This window comes from Thermostichus sp. OS-CIW-33 (genome assembly GCF_054059615.1).
Window position 1 is genome coordinate 50,157 of the sequence record NZ_JBSSCH010000013.1, and the last position, 14,338, is coordinate 64,494.

The 14,338-nt window shown below is 58.3% G+C and carries 9 protein-coding genes and 1 tRNA gene; 6 read left to right on the forward strand and 4 right to left on the reverse strand.

Features of this window, described 5'->3' with window-relative positions:
- Nucleotides 1-132: 132 nt before the first annotated feature.
- Nucleotides 133-4,707, reverse strand: coding sequence for a PAS domain S-box protein (locus ACVWZG_RS10305; protein ID WP_457406957.1), 4,575 nt, complete (start codon nt 4,705-4,707; stop codon nt 133-135).
- A gap of 563 nt (nt 4,708-5,270) precedes the next feature.
- Here ACVWZG_RS10305 and ACVWZG_RS10310 point away from each other — a divergent pair.
- Nucleotides 5,271-5,648 carry a hypothetical protein gene (locus ACVWZG_RS10310; protein ID WP_414394347.1) on the forward strand — a complete coding sequence of 126 codons (378 nt, stop codon included), beginning with the start codon at nt 5,271-5,273 and terminating at the stop codon, nt 5,646-5,648.
- 57 nt (nt 5,649-5,705) lie between these two features.
- Here the strand turns inward: ACVWZG_RS10310 and ACVWZG_RS10315 are convergent.
- Nucleotides 5,706-5,788: transfer RNA gene (locus tag ACVWZG_RS10315), tRNA-Leu, on the reverse strand.
- A 124-nt stretch (nt 5,789-5,912) separates the two neighbouring features.
- Between ACVWZG_RS10315 and tgt the strand changes: the two genes are divergently transcribed.
- The 4 genes from tgt (at nt 5,913) to ACVWZG_RS10335 (ending at nt 8,942) form a co-directional block, all read left to right on the forward strand.
- Entirely contained in the window at nt 5,913-7,010 is a 1,098-nt protein-coding gene (gene tgt, locus ACVWZG_RS10320; RefSeq protein WP_457406959.1) for a tRNA guanosine(34) transglycosylase Tgt, read from the forward strand.
- A 113-nt stretch (nt 7,011-7,123) separates the two neighbouring features.
- On the forward strand, nt 7,124-7,483 hold the full coding sequence (locus tag ACVWZG_RS10325; RefSeq protein ID WP_457406962.1) for a hypothetical protein: 360 nt from the start codon (nt 7,124-7,126) through the stop codon (nt 7,481-7,483).
- The gene (locus tag ACVWZG_RS10330) at nt 7,419-8,639 is read left to right on the forward strand and encodes a hypothetical protein (RefSeq protein WP_457406964.1); all 1,221 of its coding nucleotides are present in this window, start codon (nt 7,419-7,421) and stop codon (nt 8,637-8,639) included. Before ACVWZG_RS10325 ends, ACVWZG_RS10330 begins: the two co-directional genes overlap by 65 nt.
- A gap of 6 nt (nt 8,640-8,645) precedes the next feature.
- Entirely contained in the window at nt 8,646-8,942 is a 297-nt protein-coding gene (locus tag ACVWZG_RS10335) for a hypothetical protein (protein ID WP_414357874.1), read from the forward strand.
- Between the two features lie 193 nt (nt 8,943-9,135).
- On the opposite strand, the gene ACVWZG_RS10340 is transcribed toward ACVWZG_RS10335, so the two are convergent.
- Nucleotides 9,136-9,795: an SDR family oxidoreductase gene (locus ACVWZG_RS10340; protein ID WP_414427278.1), complete on the reverse strand. Its 660-nt coding sequence runs from the start codon at nt 9,793-9,795 to the stop codon at nt 9,136-9,138.
- A 155-nt stretch (nt 9,796-9,950) separates the two neighbouring features.
- On the opposite strand from ACVWZG_RS10340, the gene pruA reads away from it, so the two are divergent.
- Nucleotides 9,951-12,905 (forward strand): L-glutamate gamma-semialdehyde dehydrogenase, encoded by a 2,955-nt coding sequence (pruA, locus tag ACVWZG_RS10345; RefSeq protein ID WP_457406968.1) that lies wholly within the window; start codon nt 9,951-9,953, stop codon nt 12,903-12,905.
- A 19-nt stretch (nt 12,906-12,924) separates the two neighbouring features.
- Here pruA and ACVWZG_RS10350 read toward each other — a convergent pair whose 3' ends face one another.
- Nucleotides 12,925-13,977, reverse strand: coding sequence for a CsgG/HfaB family protein (locus ACVWZG_RS10350; RefSeq protein WP_457406970.1), 1,053 nt, complete (start codon nt 13,975-13,977; stop codon nt 12,925-12,927).
- Between the last annotated feature and the right edge of the window lie 361 nt (nt 13,978-14,338).

Here is a 14,338-nt window from a genome sequence, read left to right on the forward strand (position 1 = left end):
AAGTGGAAGCGAAATGCAGGCTGTTAAGTCCAGCTTCCACTGCCTTGCTTCTGCCGCTGACTCTCCTCTTCCACTGGGAGAGGGGCGGGGAGTGAAAGCTAGCAGTGCAGAAGGCTTGGGATCCCTAGGAATCTACTCTTCCAAATCCTGCAAGTACTGGCGGATATCAGCCAAGATGCGTTCTAGGTCTTCTGGGGCCTGCAGAGCCCGTGCCCATTCATGATCACCTTGGGATCCCTGCTGGGCCAGCGCCACTCCTAAGTGTTCCAGCTCGCGAACCACTTGGCAAAAAGCGTTGGCTCCCACATTGGAGCTGGCTCCTTTGAGGCGGTGGGCGACCCGCCGCATTCTTTCTGCGTCGTAACCGGCAATGGCTTGGCGCAGTTGCGGAAGCTGGGTTTCGCAATCTTGGATGAACACCTGCAATAGCTCTCGCTGAAACCCCCGATCCCCGCCGGAAACCTGATCCAGGTAGGCAGAGTCGATGGGGTAGGGCTGGGTGGAAGAAGAGGGATCCCTGTCCCTACCGGGGGAGCTTGGAGAAGCTGCTTTAGAAGCGGATCCATTGGAGGATCCTGCTGCAGACTGGGCAATCACCTGGCTCCAGTGGTTGAGCACCCTTTCCAAATCTTCCTTCAGCACCGGCTTGCTGAGATAGTCATCCATGCCTGCCTGCAAGCAGCGCTCCCGATCCTCCTGCATGGCGTTGGCCGTGATGGCAATCACCACTGTGCGGTGGCCGGATCTCCGTTCCTGTTGGCGTAGGCGGCGGGTGGCCTCGTAGCCGTCCATCACCGGCATTTGGCAATCCATGAGAATAAGGTCATATCTGACCTGCTGCAGGAGATCCAATACCTCCTGACCATTGGCCACCACATCGGCCTTGTAGCCCAAACTCTCGAGCTGGCGCAAAGCCACCTTTTGGTTGACGGGGTTATCCTCTGCCAGCAAAATGCGCAGGGACTGCTGGGGTCGGTCGGCCATAGGCGTCGTCTGAGAGAGAGGGGGGCCAATGCCCAAAAGAGAGGTGGAGAGGCCAGAAGATTTCCCCAGGGCCATGACCAGCGCTTCCTGCAGACGGCTTTGTTTTACCGGCTTAACCAGGTAGGCAGCAAAGCCAATTTCAGCAGCGCGGCGGGAGTGCTCCCCCAGTCCCAGTGAAGTCATCATCACCAGTTGCGTCTCGGCCAGTTGCGGATCTGCCTTGATCCAGCGGCCCAAGGTCTCCCCATCCACCTCTGGCATTTGCATATCCAAAACGGCCAGGGGGAAGGGTCTGCCTTCGCAAACGGCTTGGCGCAGTTTGTCCATAGCCTGATAGGCATTTTCGGCCTCTTCCACCACCATTCCCCAAGCCGTGGCCTGGCAGCGCAGGATCTTGCGATTGGTGGCATTGTCGTCCACCACCAACAGCCGCTTGCCCTGCAAATCCACCGGGACACGAGCAGAAGGCTGGGCAAGCTGCTGGACGTAGGGCTGCCGCTCCAGAGTCAGCTCGACGCTGAAGGTGCTGCCCTGTCCCTCCTGGCTGTGCACCGAGATGGTTCCCCCCATCAGTTCTGTCAGTTGTTTGCAGATGGCCAAGCCCAGTCCCGTACCTCCGTATTTGCGGGTAGTAGAGGCATCCACCTGGCTAAACGGTTGAAACAGCTTGCTCTGCGCCGCCGCCGGGATCCCGATCCCGGTATCTCTCACCGAGAGCCTGAGGTGGACATGGGTAGCGGTTTCTTGCAGCACCTCCGCTTGGATCACCACCTCCCCCTGGTGGGTAAATTTAATGGCATTGCTCACCAAGTTGTTGAGGATTTGCCGCAGACGCGAAGCATCTCCCCGCAGATAGCGCGGCACTTCCGGCGGCATAAGCACCGCCAGCTCTAACCCCTTGGCATGGGCAGTGGGGGCAAACAGATCCGCCACCTCTTCCAGACACGAGCGGAGATCGAAGTCCAAGATCTCCAGCTCCATTTCCCCGGCCTCCAATTTGGAGAAGTCCAGGATGTCGTTGATGAGGGTGAGCAGGGCATCGCCACTGATGCGGATGGTCTCTACAAAGTCCCGCTGTTCTGCATTGAGGGGGGTCTCCAGCAACAGCCCCGTCATCCCCAGTACCGCGTTCATGGGGGTGCGGATCTCGTGGCTCATGGTGGCTAAGAAGCTGCTTTTGGCCTGGGCAGCTTGCTCTGCCGCTTTGCGGGCTTGTTCTAGCTCGAGGCTGCGCTTTCTCTCCCGCTCCAAAAGGGCTGCTTGGGTGAGGGCAATGCCAATTTGGCTGGCCAACTGCGATAGCAGCTCCATCTCAAAGGGTTGCCACTGACGCGGGCCAGAGCACTGGTGGGCCAGCAACAACCCCCACAACTGCTGCTCCAAAAACAGCGGCACCACCAAGTTGGCCCTGACCTGCATTTTTTGCAGCAGCTCCACGTAGCAGGGCTCCAGATTTTCGGCATAAATATCGCTGACGGCCTGGATACGGCCCTGGCTGTAGAGCTCGGCGTATTTCTCCTGAAAGCAAGGATCCTCGATCACCTCTCCTGCCAGCGAGGGGATCCCCGGCTGAGTTTTCTCGTTGGAGATGATCCCGGAGCCATCCGGCTGGAAGCGGTAGACCAAGACTCGGTCGGCTTTGAGCAGGGCTTGGATTTCTGTTACCGCCGTCTCTAGGATCTCGGCGATATCCAAAGATTCGCGGATCTTCAAGCTGAGATTGGCTAGCAACTGAGCCCGGCGGTTTTGCCGCTCCAATTCCTCTGCCGCTTTCTTCTGCTCGGTAATGTTGCGGAAGATGCCCCGCGTAGCCACCATTACCCCATCTTCAAAGCGGCAGTTGACATTGCCCTCCACCCAAACGGTTTCACCGCTGGCCGTGAGGAAAGCTGTCTCTACCCTCTCCAGTTTCTCCCCCGATAGAAGCTTCTGGAAAAGAGCCTGGCAGTGCTCCCGGCAGTCGGGATGGAGAATGTCGAAGAGGGTCATCTGATAGACCTGAGCTTCGTCATAGCCCAAGGTCTCTTTCCAAGCGCGGTTGACATATAAAAAGTGCCCTTCGGCATCCACGCTTTGGATGAGGTCAGTGGCATTTTCAAAGAGATCCCGGTAGCGCTCTTCACTTTCTTTTAGGGCTAGCTCCGCCAGCTTGCGGTCGGTGATGTCGATGCCGGTGCCCATGACAAACTCCACCTCGCCGGCAGCGTTGATTAGGGCGGTGTTAGACCAAGAAATAAGCCGCAGTGCCCCTTGCTTGGTGCGCCAAAAATTCTCATGGCGATTCAAAAAGAGGGAATGATTGCCCTTGAGCTGTTCAAAAGCTTGCTTCACACCAGGCACATCTTCCGGTGGGATCAAACCTAAGTCCCATAGCAGCCGGCCCTTGACTTCTGCCAGCGAGTAGCCAGAGAGCTGCTCAGCAGCGCGGTTGAAGCGCAGGATACGCCCTTCTGGATCCATGACCACCACCAGCGCCCCTGCTGTATCAATAACCGCGTTGGTAAAATCCCGCTCTTGCTTGAGGGATCGTTCTGCCTCTTCTCGCTCGGCAGTCTCCCGGCGGATGAGGAAGTAAACCGAGGCCAAAACCAGGTAAGTAAAAATGAGCCCGCCAAAAGCAATGAGATTGGTTCTAACCCAGGCAAACTGAAATTCCTGGCTGCGTTGCTGCAGAAGGCGATTTTCCTCCTGCTGCAGCACCCGAATCAACTCGACAATTTGCTCCACCAACCTTGGCCCTTCGCTGCTTTCCAGGGCTTCCTGGGTGGCGAGTAGCCCCTCTTGCTCCCTCAGCCGGATCAAGTCTTGGATGACTCGTAGCTGTTGCTCCAGCAGCAGCTCTAGGCGCTTCAGACGCTCCTGTTGCAGGGGGTTGTCGACAGTCAGTTCCTGCAGCAGGCGCAGACGGGTAGAGATTGCTTCAAGGCTGTCTTGGTACTCACCGAGGTAGCGAGGATTATCGGTCAGAAGATAGCCACGTTTACCGGCTTCGGCGGCGCGGGTTTCCGCCAGCAATCCTTCCAAGTTTTGGATCACTTTTAGAGTGTGGGCCACTCGTTCTGTAAGCTGCGGCAGTTGAGAGGCATTCCGCTGAGCTGAGTAGGTGATCCCGCCCAAAAGCAAGGCAGCCAGGCCAAAACCGGCGGTAACTTTGAGGAGAAAGCGGTTTTTGCGGGCAGGTTTAGTATCCCCCGACTTAGGCAGCAGAGGCGTCTGAGCCAGTTCCCTCAAAGTACGGCGCAGCTCCAGTTGGGCCACCACCTGATGGGCCAGGGCTTGTAATTGCTCCAGTTGTTCTGGGGTCAGGTGCCGAGGCTGATAATCGACAACGCAAAGCGTGCCCAGGGCCTGCCCTTCTGGAGTTACCAAGGGAATGCCAGCATAGAAGCGGATGTGGGGCTCTTGCGTAACAAGCGGGTTGTCGGCAAAGCGGGGATCCTGAGTGGCATCGGGCACCACCAGCGGCTCTTTAGGCGACAAGATGGCGTGGGCGCAGAAGGCCACATCCCGTGGGGTCTCCTGCACATCGACGCCGAATTTGGCTTTAAACCACTGGCGGTGTTCGTCGATAAGGCTGACCAGAGCAATGGGCGTGCCGCAGATGTGGGCAGCCAGCCGCACGAGTTCGTCAAAGCTGTTCTCAGGAGCGGTGTCCAAAATCTGATACTGCCGCAGGGCAGCCAGCCGTTGCTCCTCATTGGGGGGGAGGGGGGCCTTAGGCATAGGTCAAACTAAGCGGAGAGAAAGGGATCCCGATCCACCGATCTCGGAGGTCGATAGTCTCAAGGTAAAAGAGGTAACCCCAGCATAACTTCCAAGCCTCTCCACCGGAAGCTACAGGGATCCGATCCCCAAACCAGCTTCCCGTTGGTTCAGTTCACTACATTTTCACCACGCCTGCGTCAGCTACTCTAGCTCCTGCAAACGAGCCGAGATGAGGGGAGGGTTGGAGCTGTAACTGGCCCAGAGTTGCCACAGCCAAGTGTAGGAAAGGCCAACTTGGCCCAGGTCTCAGTGTTTACACTGATGTCAAAGAAAGCAAATGGGACCACGAGCCCCTGCTTGGTGGGCCTACCGCCGGGCCTACCTAAGATAGGTTCATTTATACTTAACTTTTACTTTGTATGTTGCAAGTAGTCTCAATATGGACTACCCTTACCCTAATATGGACATAAGACTACCCCTATCTTTAAACCCTATCTTTAAAGTAGGCTCTCAGTTGAAAGTTTTTGGCAAAAGACTTACCATAAAGTGACAGGCTGCCCACAAGGAGAGTAGTGTTCACTATGCAGAAGCTTCAAGATAGCTTGGTCAAAGCCCTCAGTATTGATGGGGCATTGGGTGTGGCGCTGGGGGACTGGAAAACAGGGATGTGCTTGGGGTACAAAGGCACCAACAGTCCCGCCTTCCCAGAAGCGAACTTGGAGCTGGCAGTTGCCGGAAATACAGAAGTAATTCGCGCCAAAATGCGAGTTGCTGAGTCTCTTAAGCTTACTGACAAAATCGAGGAGGTTCTTATCCTGCTGGAGACTCAGTACCACCTAATGCATCTAGTCCAGCACATCTCTGGTTTGTTTTTCTATCTGGTTCTGGATCGAGAGAAAGGCAACTTGGCCCTTGCCCGCATCAAGCTTGGCCAAATCGAAAAGGAGCTGGCCCTCTAGAAGTGGAGGTGAAGCCGGACAACCTGGCAGTATCCCCTGAAACCCATTTTGGGGGAGTGCGGAACCGGGGACTTGAACCCCGATGGCATTGCTGCCACTAGAACCTGAATCTAGCGCGTCTACCATTCCGCCAGTTCCGCGGCGATCTACAAGTGTGCCCAAAGCAGGGGATCCCTGTCAAGGCTGGCAAAAGGGATCCCTCGCCGGCGGCTCTATCTGTGCTAAGCTCTGCTGCGCACAAGATTAAAGCCGATAACGCTGACCTTGGCCGACTTTACCTTTACTTGTGAGGGCACTTGCCCCCACACTCAAGCGCGGGCAGGATACTTCGTCACCCCCCACGGCGGGATCCCAACCCCTTGCTTTATGCCGGTGGGAACTTTGGCCAACGTGAAAACCCTCACCCCCGCCCAGCTCAAGGAGACAGGTGCCCACATCATCCTCAGCAACACCTATCATCTCCACCTGCAACCTGGCGAAAGCATCATTCAAGCAGCAGGGGGGCTGCACCGCTTTATGGGCTGGTCGGGCCCCATCCTCACCGATTCAGGCGGCTTTCAGGTCTTTAGCCTTAGCGCCATTCGCCAAATCAACGAGGAGGGAGTGACGTTCCGCTCTCCTCTCGATGGCCGCATCATTCACTTCACCCCAGAGCTATCCATCCAGATTCAAAACGCCCTGGGGGCCGACATCATCATGGCCTTCGACGAGTGCCCGCCCTACCCTGCCAGCCCTGAGGAAGTGGAAGCAGCGGTGCGGCGAACCACCCAGTGGCTGAAACGGTGCGTGAAAGCCCATCGCCGCTCAGATCAGGCTTTGTTTGGCATTGTGCAGGGGGGAGTTTACCCTGAGCTGCGCCGGCGGGCGGTGGAAGAGGTCTGTCGGTTGGATCTGCCGGGCTATGCCATTGGCGGGGTGAGTGTGGGGGAGCCGGTCGAGTTTATGCACGCCGTTGTGCGGCAAACAGCCCCTCTACTGCCGGCAGATCGCCCCCGTTATCTCATGGGGGTGGGCACCTATGCCGAGATGCGCGCTGCTGTGGCCGCTGGGATAGATTTGTTCGACTGCGTGATCCCCACCCGTTATGCCCGCCATGGCACGGTGATCAGCCGCGGCCAACGCTGGAACATCAAAAATGCGGAACACCGCCGCAGCTTGGATCCCATCGATCCCGACTGTCCCTGCTACACCTGCCGCCACTTTAGCCGCGCCTACTTGTGCCATCTCATCCGCGCCCAGGAGATCCTGGGCTATACCCTGCTTTCTATCCACAACATCACGGAGCTGATGCGCTACACCCAAAAGATGCGCCAGGCCATCTTGGAAGGCAAGTTTCACGAGAACTGGGATCCCTGGAGCTAAGCCGGTCAGGAGATTTCTCTGGAAATATCCGATCCATCCTAGTTCACTAGATACTCCAATATCCCGTGTATATACTTAAATTATCCCATGTAGCCGCAGGAAGGAGTCAGATCATGGCTATCCGAACCCTCAGCAGCGTAGTCGAACAGCACATTGCCGGCCTTCCGGGCGTGATTGCTGTTTTGATAGGGCGGGCCACTGATGGTACCACAGTAGCCAAAGTAACCTACGTCAGCGATTCCCAAGAGGAGCAAGCCCTAGAACGTTTGGGCACCTACGCCGGCGACCTGTTGCAGGCCAATAGCCGCCTTTGTCAAACCGTCAGCCCCGACCAAGAGGCGGACTACCTCTTGGCCGGCACTTCGGCGTTGCGGGTTGTCATCAAAGCGTTTCCCAAAAGCCCCTACTTTGTTTGGAGAGCCGGTTATCTTCCACTGCCATCACTACAACCTATTCCTGCAGCAGACTATTGAAGATCCCGACTGGATCGATGGAGTAGGGATCCTGCGCACGGCAGCCCAGGAGATCTTTTACAGTCTTCTGTACGGAGCTTTCAAGGCTCTTGGCATTCAGGAGACCCAAGAGCGCCTGGCAGTGGCAGCTCAGATCTTCAGTTTTTTAGGATTTGGGCGGCTGGCGTTTGAGGTGACCCCTTCAGGCGGGGAAGTGCAGCTGACCCATTCTCACTATGCAGAAGGTTGGCTGAGCAAGTACGGAGAGCAGGTCAGCCGCACACGTCCCATTGACCACTTGGCGGTGGGCTATGTGGCGGCAGCTCTGGATGCCACGTTTGGCGAGCTGGGAAGCTACACGGCAGAAGAAACGGAGTGCATGGCCGTTACCCGTAAGGATCACTGTGTAATCCAGGTTACTCGGCTGCCAAAGCCTCAGTCGCTGACTCCCAGTCCAGGCATGGGCAAGCTTATTGAGCAGCCAACCCAGTTCCCGCAGCCCGTAACGGCAGTGGACTATGACGCGGTCAACGAAGCTCTGTGGGGCTTGCCTTTGGCCGGAGATGAGCGGGGGCAAATTCGCGCGTTTAACGTGTTGCTAACGCGCATGCCTGCCAACTACTACAACCGCATTCAGTATCGCTTTTTACAGGAGCTGAAGGCGGTGCAGGCTGAGCTGATGGGGGTGGGAGAAGCTCTCATCCGCGAGTCGGGGCATGTCTGTGTGTTCTACACCTTCGGCAACATCATGGAATCGGTGGAGTGGGAAACCCTGGTGGGGCCGATGCTGGAGAAGGACACGGACTGGATCCACGGCGGCTATGCGGTGGCCAGCAGCCTGGGGTGGGGTCGCTGGCAGGCTTTGGAGGTGGTGAGTGGCCAGTCTTGCCGGGTGGCCATTGATGGCAACTACGAAGCCAACTACTTTTTGGCTTCCTACCCACGGGCAGAAGATCCCGCCTGCTATTTTGCTCAAGGGGCGGTGCCGGCGATGATGAATCTGGTCTACAACGGCAACATCCAGCAGAAGCCGGTTTTGGATCAAGTCTTCTACAACCGCCTCTTCCAGCGGGGTGGGCTCTTCCACGGCCAGGAGACCAAGGCTAGAGAGAAAGGGGATCCCTGGTGCGAGTTTTACGCCGCTCGCGTCAGCGGGACGGAGTCCTTGCGGGTGTAGGGATCCATGCAGGTGCGTGTCCTCAGGCGGCGGGAGTGTGGGGCTGGGTGGGCCACTGACCTGCTGCTGCCGCGCTGCCTTGCCTGGTCGGAGGTAGAGGCTCTGGCCCAGGAATGGGGAGCCGCTTGTCGCTGTTTTCAAGGGCAACTGGTGTGGCTGGATCTGCCCTCAGGCCGGATTACGGCTTCGTTGCGGGTGCCCCGCCTGACGTTGCGACTCCACGATGCTAACGCTGAGGCGCAGATCTTAAATCGTTTGCAGCAGTTGGCCAAGTCTTCTGGTTCCCAGACAGAGGGAAGTTAAGGGCAAAACGAGAAGTTTAGCTTGGCACCGACATTTTGCGGCAGACTATCGACCAATGCAGGATCGACTTTCCAGGAGTGCCATGCGCCCACCAAGTTCGAGCCTGCTGAGGAACTGGGAGCCGCGTTCATACTCGCTCATAGTCATAATGTATGCAGCATGCATGGTATGCAGCATGCATGCAGCTCGGTACCTACCTTGCCATAGCAAAGAGAGCGCTCCATTCTTGGTTGGGCACACCCGGCTTGGCGATGATCTCAAGGATGCGATTTTGGGCAGCGGGCTGGAATAAACTTTCGACGGCTACTTGGGCTACTTTCGTGCGGGGGATGCTGCCGTCAAAGAGGGTATCCGCCTTGGATAGGACAATGCCATCGTCGTTGTCTTGGTTTTTCAGGCCCCCCGGTCGAACGATGGTGTAGGTGAGGCCGCTTTTTTGTAGGTATTCTTCTGCGCGTTTTTTCCACACCAAAATCAGCCAAAACAAATTGAGGGGGTGGAACAACTGAGACACGCACAGAGAAGAAATCAAAACAAAGTGTTGGATCCCTTTGGCTTTGGCCACATCGACCAGGTTCTTGGTGCCTTCATAATCCACTCGGTAGGGCTGAAAGGGATCCCAACTGGGCCTGGCCCCGGTGGCACAGAGCACCACCGTGCATCCTTCCATGCCTGTCTCCAGCGTGGCCGGATCCAGCACATCCCCCACCACCACTTCCGCTTCGGGGGGCAGAACCCGTGCGGCCAGCTCGCGGCTGCGCACCAGCGCCCGCACTCGGATGCCGCGGCCCACCAACTCTTTGACAATGCGGCGTCCGGTTTCTCCTGTAGCCCCTGCAACAAAAGCCTGCATAAGTTTCTCCTGCAAAGCTGTTTATACCCGGCGTAGCTGTTCGAGGATTTGCGGTGGCCCCATCTGCCATTATCTTCCCGAAATCGGCCTCAGGTTCCATCCTTTCCATGACAGGATGGTAGGGATCCTGCGCCCCAGTTCACCCAGTTCATCAGATGGTTGCCCAAGCTGCTCCTACCGCCTACGAGGCTCAAACCCAAGCTCTCGCCCAATCTTTGTTGGCCTCTCTTTGGGGAGAGAAGCGATCCCTGCTGGCCCAGTGGCGAGATCAACTGCGCTGGGAGGACAAGCTGCTGGCCTGGGCGATGGAAAACCCCCACTTGCGCACCCAGTTGTTCCGCTTGATCGATGTCTTGCCCAGCTTGAAAAGTAAGGCTGAGGTGGCCCGCCATTTGCAGGAGTATCTTTCAGATCCGGCGGTGGAATTGCCGGGGATGCTGAAGAGCCTGCTCAACTTCGCAGACCCCGACTCCCTGCCAGGACAGTTGGCTGCCAGCACTCTCACCGCTGCTGTGGAAGCTCTGGCCCGCCGCTATATTGCCGGAGAAACTCTACAGCAAGTCAGCAAAACTCTGGAAGCTCTGCACCGGCAGGGTATGGCTTTCACCCTGGATTTGCTGGGGGAAGCCGTCATCACCGAAGCGGAAGCCCAATCCTACCTGGATCGCTATCTGCAGGTGATGGAGCATTTGGCAAAGATGGTCAAAACCTGGCCACAACCGCAGCCGGTGCCGCAAGTGTCGGTGAAGCTGACAGCCTTCTATTCCCAGTTCGATCCCATCGATCCCCTGGGGGCCAAAACCAGAGTGGGGGAACGGATTCGCGTCCTGTTGCGCCGGGCAGAAGCTCTGGGAGTCGGGATCCATTTCGATATGGAGCAGTACCGCTACAAATCCCTCACCCTGGCCATTTTGCAGGAGCTGCTGCTGGAGCCGGAGTTCAAAAGCCGCACCGACGTTGGCCTGACGCTGCAAGCCTACCTGCGGGATAGCTACACCGATCTGCAAAACCTGATCGCCTGGGCCAAAGAGCGGGGATCCCCGGTGACGGTGCGCTTGGTCAAGGGGGCCTACTGGGATCAAGAGACCATCTTGGCGGCGCAAAAGCACTGGCCGCAGCCGGTTTACAACAGCAAGTCTGCTACCGACGCCAATTTTGAGCGCATGACCCAGCTTTTGTTGGAGCACCACACCCATCTCCACGCCGCCATCGCCAGCCACAATGTGCGCTCTCAGGCCAAAGCCATCGCCATTGCCCAAGCCCTGGAGGTGCCCCAGTCTGCTTTTGAACTGCAGGTGCTCTACGGCATGGCCGATCCCCTGGCCAAGGCCCTGGTGCAGAAGGGACAGCGGGTGCGGGTGTACTGCCCCTACGGGGAGCTGCTGCCGGGTATGGCCTACCTGATCCGGCGTTTGCTGGAAAACACCGCCAACACCTCTTTCCTGCGGCAAAGCGTTCAGGGCTACAATCCCGAGCAGCTGTTGGCCCCGCCGGTCTTGGACGAGGGATCCGTTTTCCAGGCTCCTTCTCTCTCGTTTGCCGCCGCTCCCGATACGGATTTCAGCCAGCCCCAGCAGCGGGATCCCTTCCTTCAGGCATTGGACGAGATCCGGCCTCAACTGGGTCAGAGGGTTCAGCCCTGGATTGCCGGAGAATATCGCCCCACTCGACAAGCGATGCTCTCCCTCAACCCTGCGGATCCTGAACAGGTGGTGGCGGAAATTGGGTTGACCGAGCCGGAACAGGTGGAGCAAGCCTTGGCAGCGGCCCAAGCCAGCTTCCCCAGCTGGAGGCGCACCCCCGTTGCCGTGAGGGCCGGGATCCTGCGGCGGGTGGCGGAGCAAATCGAGGCCCAGCGGGCGGAGCTGGCTGCCTGGATGGTGCTGGAGGTGGGCAAGCCCATCGCCCAGGCCGATGGGGAAGTTTCCGAGGCCATCGATTTTTGCCGCTACTACGCCCAGCAGATGGAGGCCCTGGATCGGGGACGGGAGTGCAACCTGCCCGGCGAAACCAACCATTACCACTACCAGCCCCGCGGTGTGGCGGTGGTGATCGCCCCCTGGAACTTCCCCCTCTCCATCCCCTGTGGCATGACAGCGGCGGCTTTGGTGGCCGGAAACTGCGTACTCCTCAAACCGGCGGAGCAATCTTCGCTGATCGCCGCCAAACTGGCGGAGTTTATCCTCAAGGCCCTTGCCGAAGCTGGGATCCCGGAGGGTGTTTTTCAATTCCTGCCGGGGGTGGGCGAAGCCATCGGCCCCCTGTTGGTTCAAGACCGGCGGGTGCACCTGATTGCCTTCACCGGATCCCAGGCGGTGGGCTGCCAAATCCTCGCCCAAGCCGCGCAACTGCAGCCGGGCCAGCACCACATCAAGCGGGTCATTGCCGAGATGGGGGGCAAAAACGCCATCATTGTGGACGAAAGCGCCGACCTGGATCAGGCGGTCAAAGGGGTGGTCAACTCCGCCTTTGGCTACAGCGGCCAGAAATGCTCCGCCTGCTCGCGGGCGATCGTTTTGCAGTCCATTCACGACCTGTTCTTGGGGCGGCTCATCGAGGCGGTGCGCTCTTTAAATGTGGGGGATCCAGCCCACCCCAGCACCCAAGTTGGCCCGGTCATCGATGCAGAGGCCCAAGCTCGCCTGCAACAGGCCATTCAATCGGCTAAGGCTGATGCCCGCCTCGACCTCAGCCTGCCCGTGCCGGAAAAAGGCTACTTCGTCGGCCCCACTGTGTTCAGCCAGGTGGATCCCCAGTCAGAGCTGGCGCAGCGGGAGCTGTTTGGCCCGGTTTTGGCGGTGATCTCAGCGCCGGACTTTTCTTCTGCTCTGCAGATGGCCAATGCCACCCCCTACGCCCTCACCGGCGGTCTCTACAGCCGCACCCCTTCCCACATTCAACAGGCTCGCCAGGACTTTGCCGTCGGCAACCTCTACATCAACCGCGAGATCACCGGGGCGTTGGTGGAGCGGCAGCCCTTCGGCGGCTTCAAGCTCTCCGGCGTGGGATCCAAAGCCGGCGGCCCCGACTACCTGCTGCAATTTTTAGAGCCGCGCACCGTAACCGAAAACACGCAACGGCAGGGCTTTGCTCCCATCGAGGGATCCTGAGGATAGGGCTTGGGAAAGCTCATTGGACAGGCTTGGCCACATCCCCAACCTTGAAGCCTGCCCCGCTGAGAATGCGTCCCACACTGGAGCTGTCATCCACCTCCGTCAGTTGGATCTGTCCGGCTGGCTCGGTCAATTTGCGCAAAACGGCCCCCGTGGCCGGATCCTTCACCTCGCGGACGACGCGCTCCACAGAAAGAATCAATCCCACCCGATAGCCATCGCGGCTGCCCTTGTTCAGGATCACCTGGTTGCCGTAGACATCCGCCACCAAGGCGTCAACCGTTGGCAGAGAGCGAGGCTGAGCTGCCAAGCGCCCGGCAAAACCGGCCAACTGCTGGGCAATTTGCTCCACCGCTTGTTGGCTTGCCAATACCAACAGCTTCTCTTCGTTGCTGGTGGCGGATCCCCCGCCAAAGCCGGCAACCGTGACCGTGCTATCCGACTGGCTGGCGTTGCCTTTGCCCTCGACCACGGCCAAGATCTCGGCAGTACTGGTGCTCACCAAGCGGGCATTCAGCTGCACGTTGGCATCGGCATCCACTGACTCAGCGCCCACCGCCAGCGGGAAGCTGCCGAAGGGAGTTAAGACTGGTGCCCCACCCCCAGAACGGCGCACAGACACATCAAACTGGGTCACACTGCCGAGGATCACCGCATCGACCCCTAGGATCCGGCCTACCTGAGCAGCGGTGTTGGCATCCAGTCGACCGGATAGACCCAGGTTCTGCTCGGCCAAGATCGCGTCCAGCCGCGAGCGCTCGATGACGGAAAAGGTGCCATCTCTCACCAGCCGATCCACCAACAGGTCGCTCACCCCCCGAGAAGCCTCGCGGAAGCTGTAGGGATTGCTGAGGCTGCTGAAATCAAAGTCCAAGACCGCAATCCGAGGACGGGATGTGGGTTGCGGCGCTTGTCCCACCTGGCTGGGGGCAGAGAGAGTGCAGCGAATGTCTTGGGGAAATTGCTGGCAGAGGGCTGGATTGGCGGATTGGGCCACCACCGGGATCCCTGTCCAGCCTAGGCTTACCAAAGGGATCCCGAACAGCAGAATGGAAGAGAGGCTGCGCATGGTTGAGCGATCTCCTAGATCGAAGAGGTGGCCACAGTCCATTCTCAGCTTGCACCCAAAAGAGCTTCAGGGCGGTGACCGGTATCACCTGGCAGCTAAGGGCTAAGGATCCTGACGTCGCCTGTTCCCAGAAGATGCCCTACACTCTACCGACTACAAGGTTGTTGAAAAAAGGGATTGAGAAGGTTTGTATAGAAGAGTTGACAAATCTCAACCCTGTTGAGCAAAGGTACTCGCTCTCTGCAATTGACATCCTCCCCTGCCTAAAGGCCGGAGATTCCTACCACGCTACGCATGGATGGCTCCTTGCGCAGTCGTCTCGGCGGGTTCCTGCTTCCGACCGCCCGTGCAGTTCGATCCA

Bases quoted from the DNA above. Each gene is read 5' to 3' on its own strand.
- ACVWZG_RS10310 (WP_414394347.1), top strand. From the start codon at position 5,271: ATGCAGAAGCTTCAAGATAGCTTGGTCAAAGCCCTCAGTATTGATGGG.
- ACVWZG_RS10340 (WP_414427278.1), bottom strand. From the start codon at position 9,795: ATGCAGGCTTTTGTTGCAGGGGCTACAGGAGAAACCGGACGCCGCATT.
- pruA (WP_457406968.1), top strand. From the start codon at position 9,951: ATGGTTGCCCAAGCTGCTCCTACCGCCTACGAGGCTCAAACCCAAGCT.
- ACVWZG_RS10335 (WP_414357874.1), top strand. From the start codon at position 8,646: ATGCAGGTGCGTGTCCTCAGGCGGCGGGAGTGTGGGGCTGGGTGGGCC.
- ACVWZG_RS10305 (WP_457406957.1), bottom strand. From the start codon at position 4,707: ATGCCTAAGGCCCCCCTCCCCCCCAATGAGGAGCAACGGCTGGCTGCC.
- ACVWZG_RS10350 (WP_457406970.1), bottom strand. From the start codon at position 13,977: ATGCGCAGCCTCTCTTCCATTCTGCTGTTCGGGATCCCTTTGGTAAGC.
- ACVWZG_RS10325 (WP_457406962.1), top strand. From the start codon at position 7,124: ATGGCTATCCGAACCCTCAGCAGCGTAGTCGAACAGCACATTGCCGGC.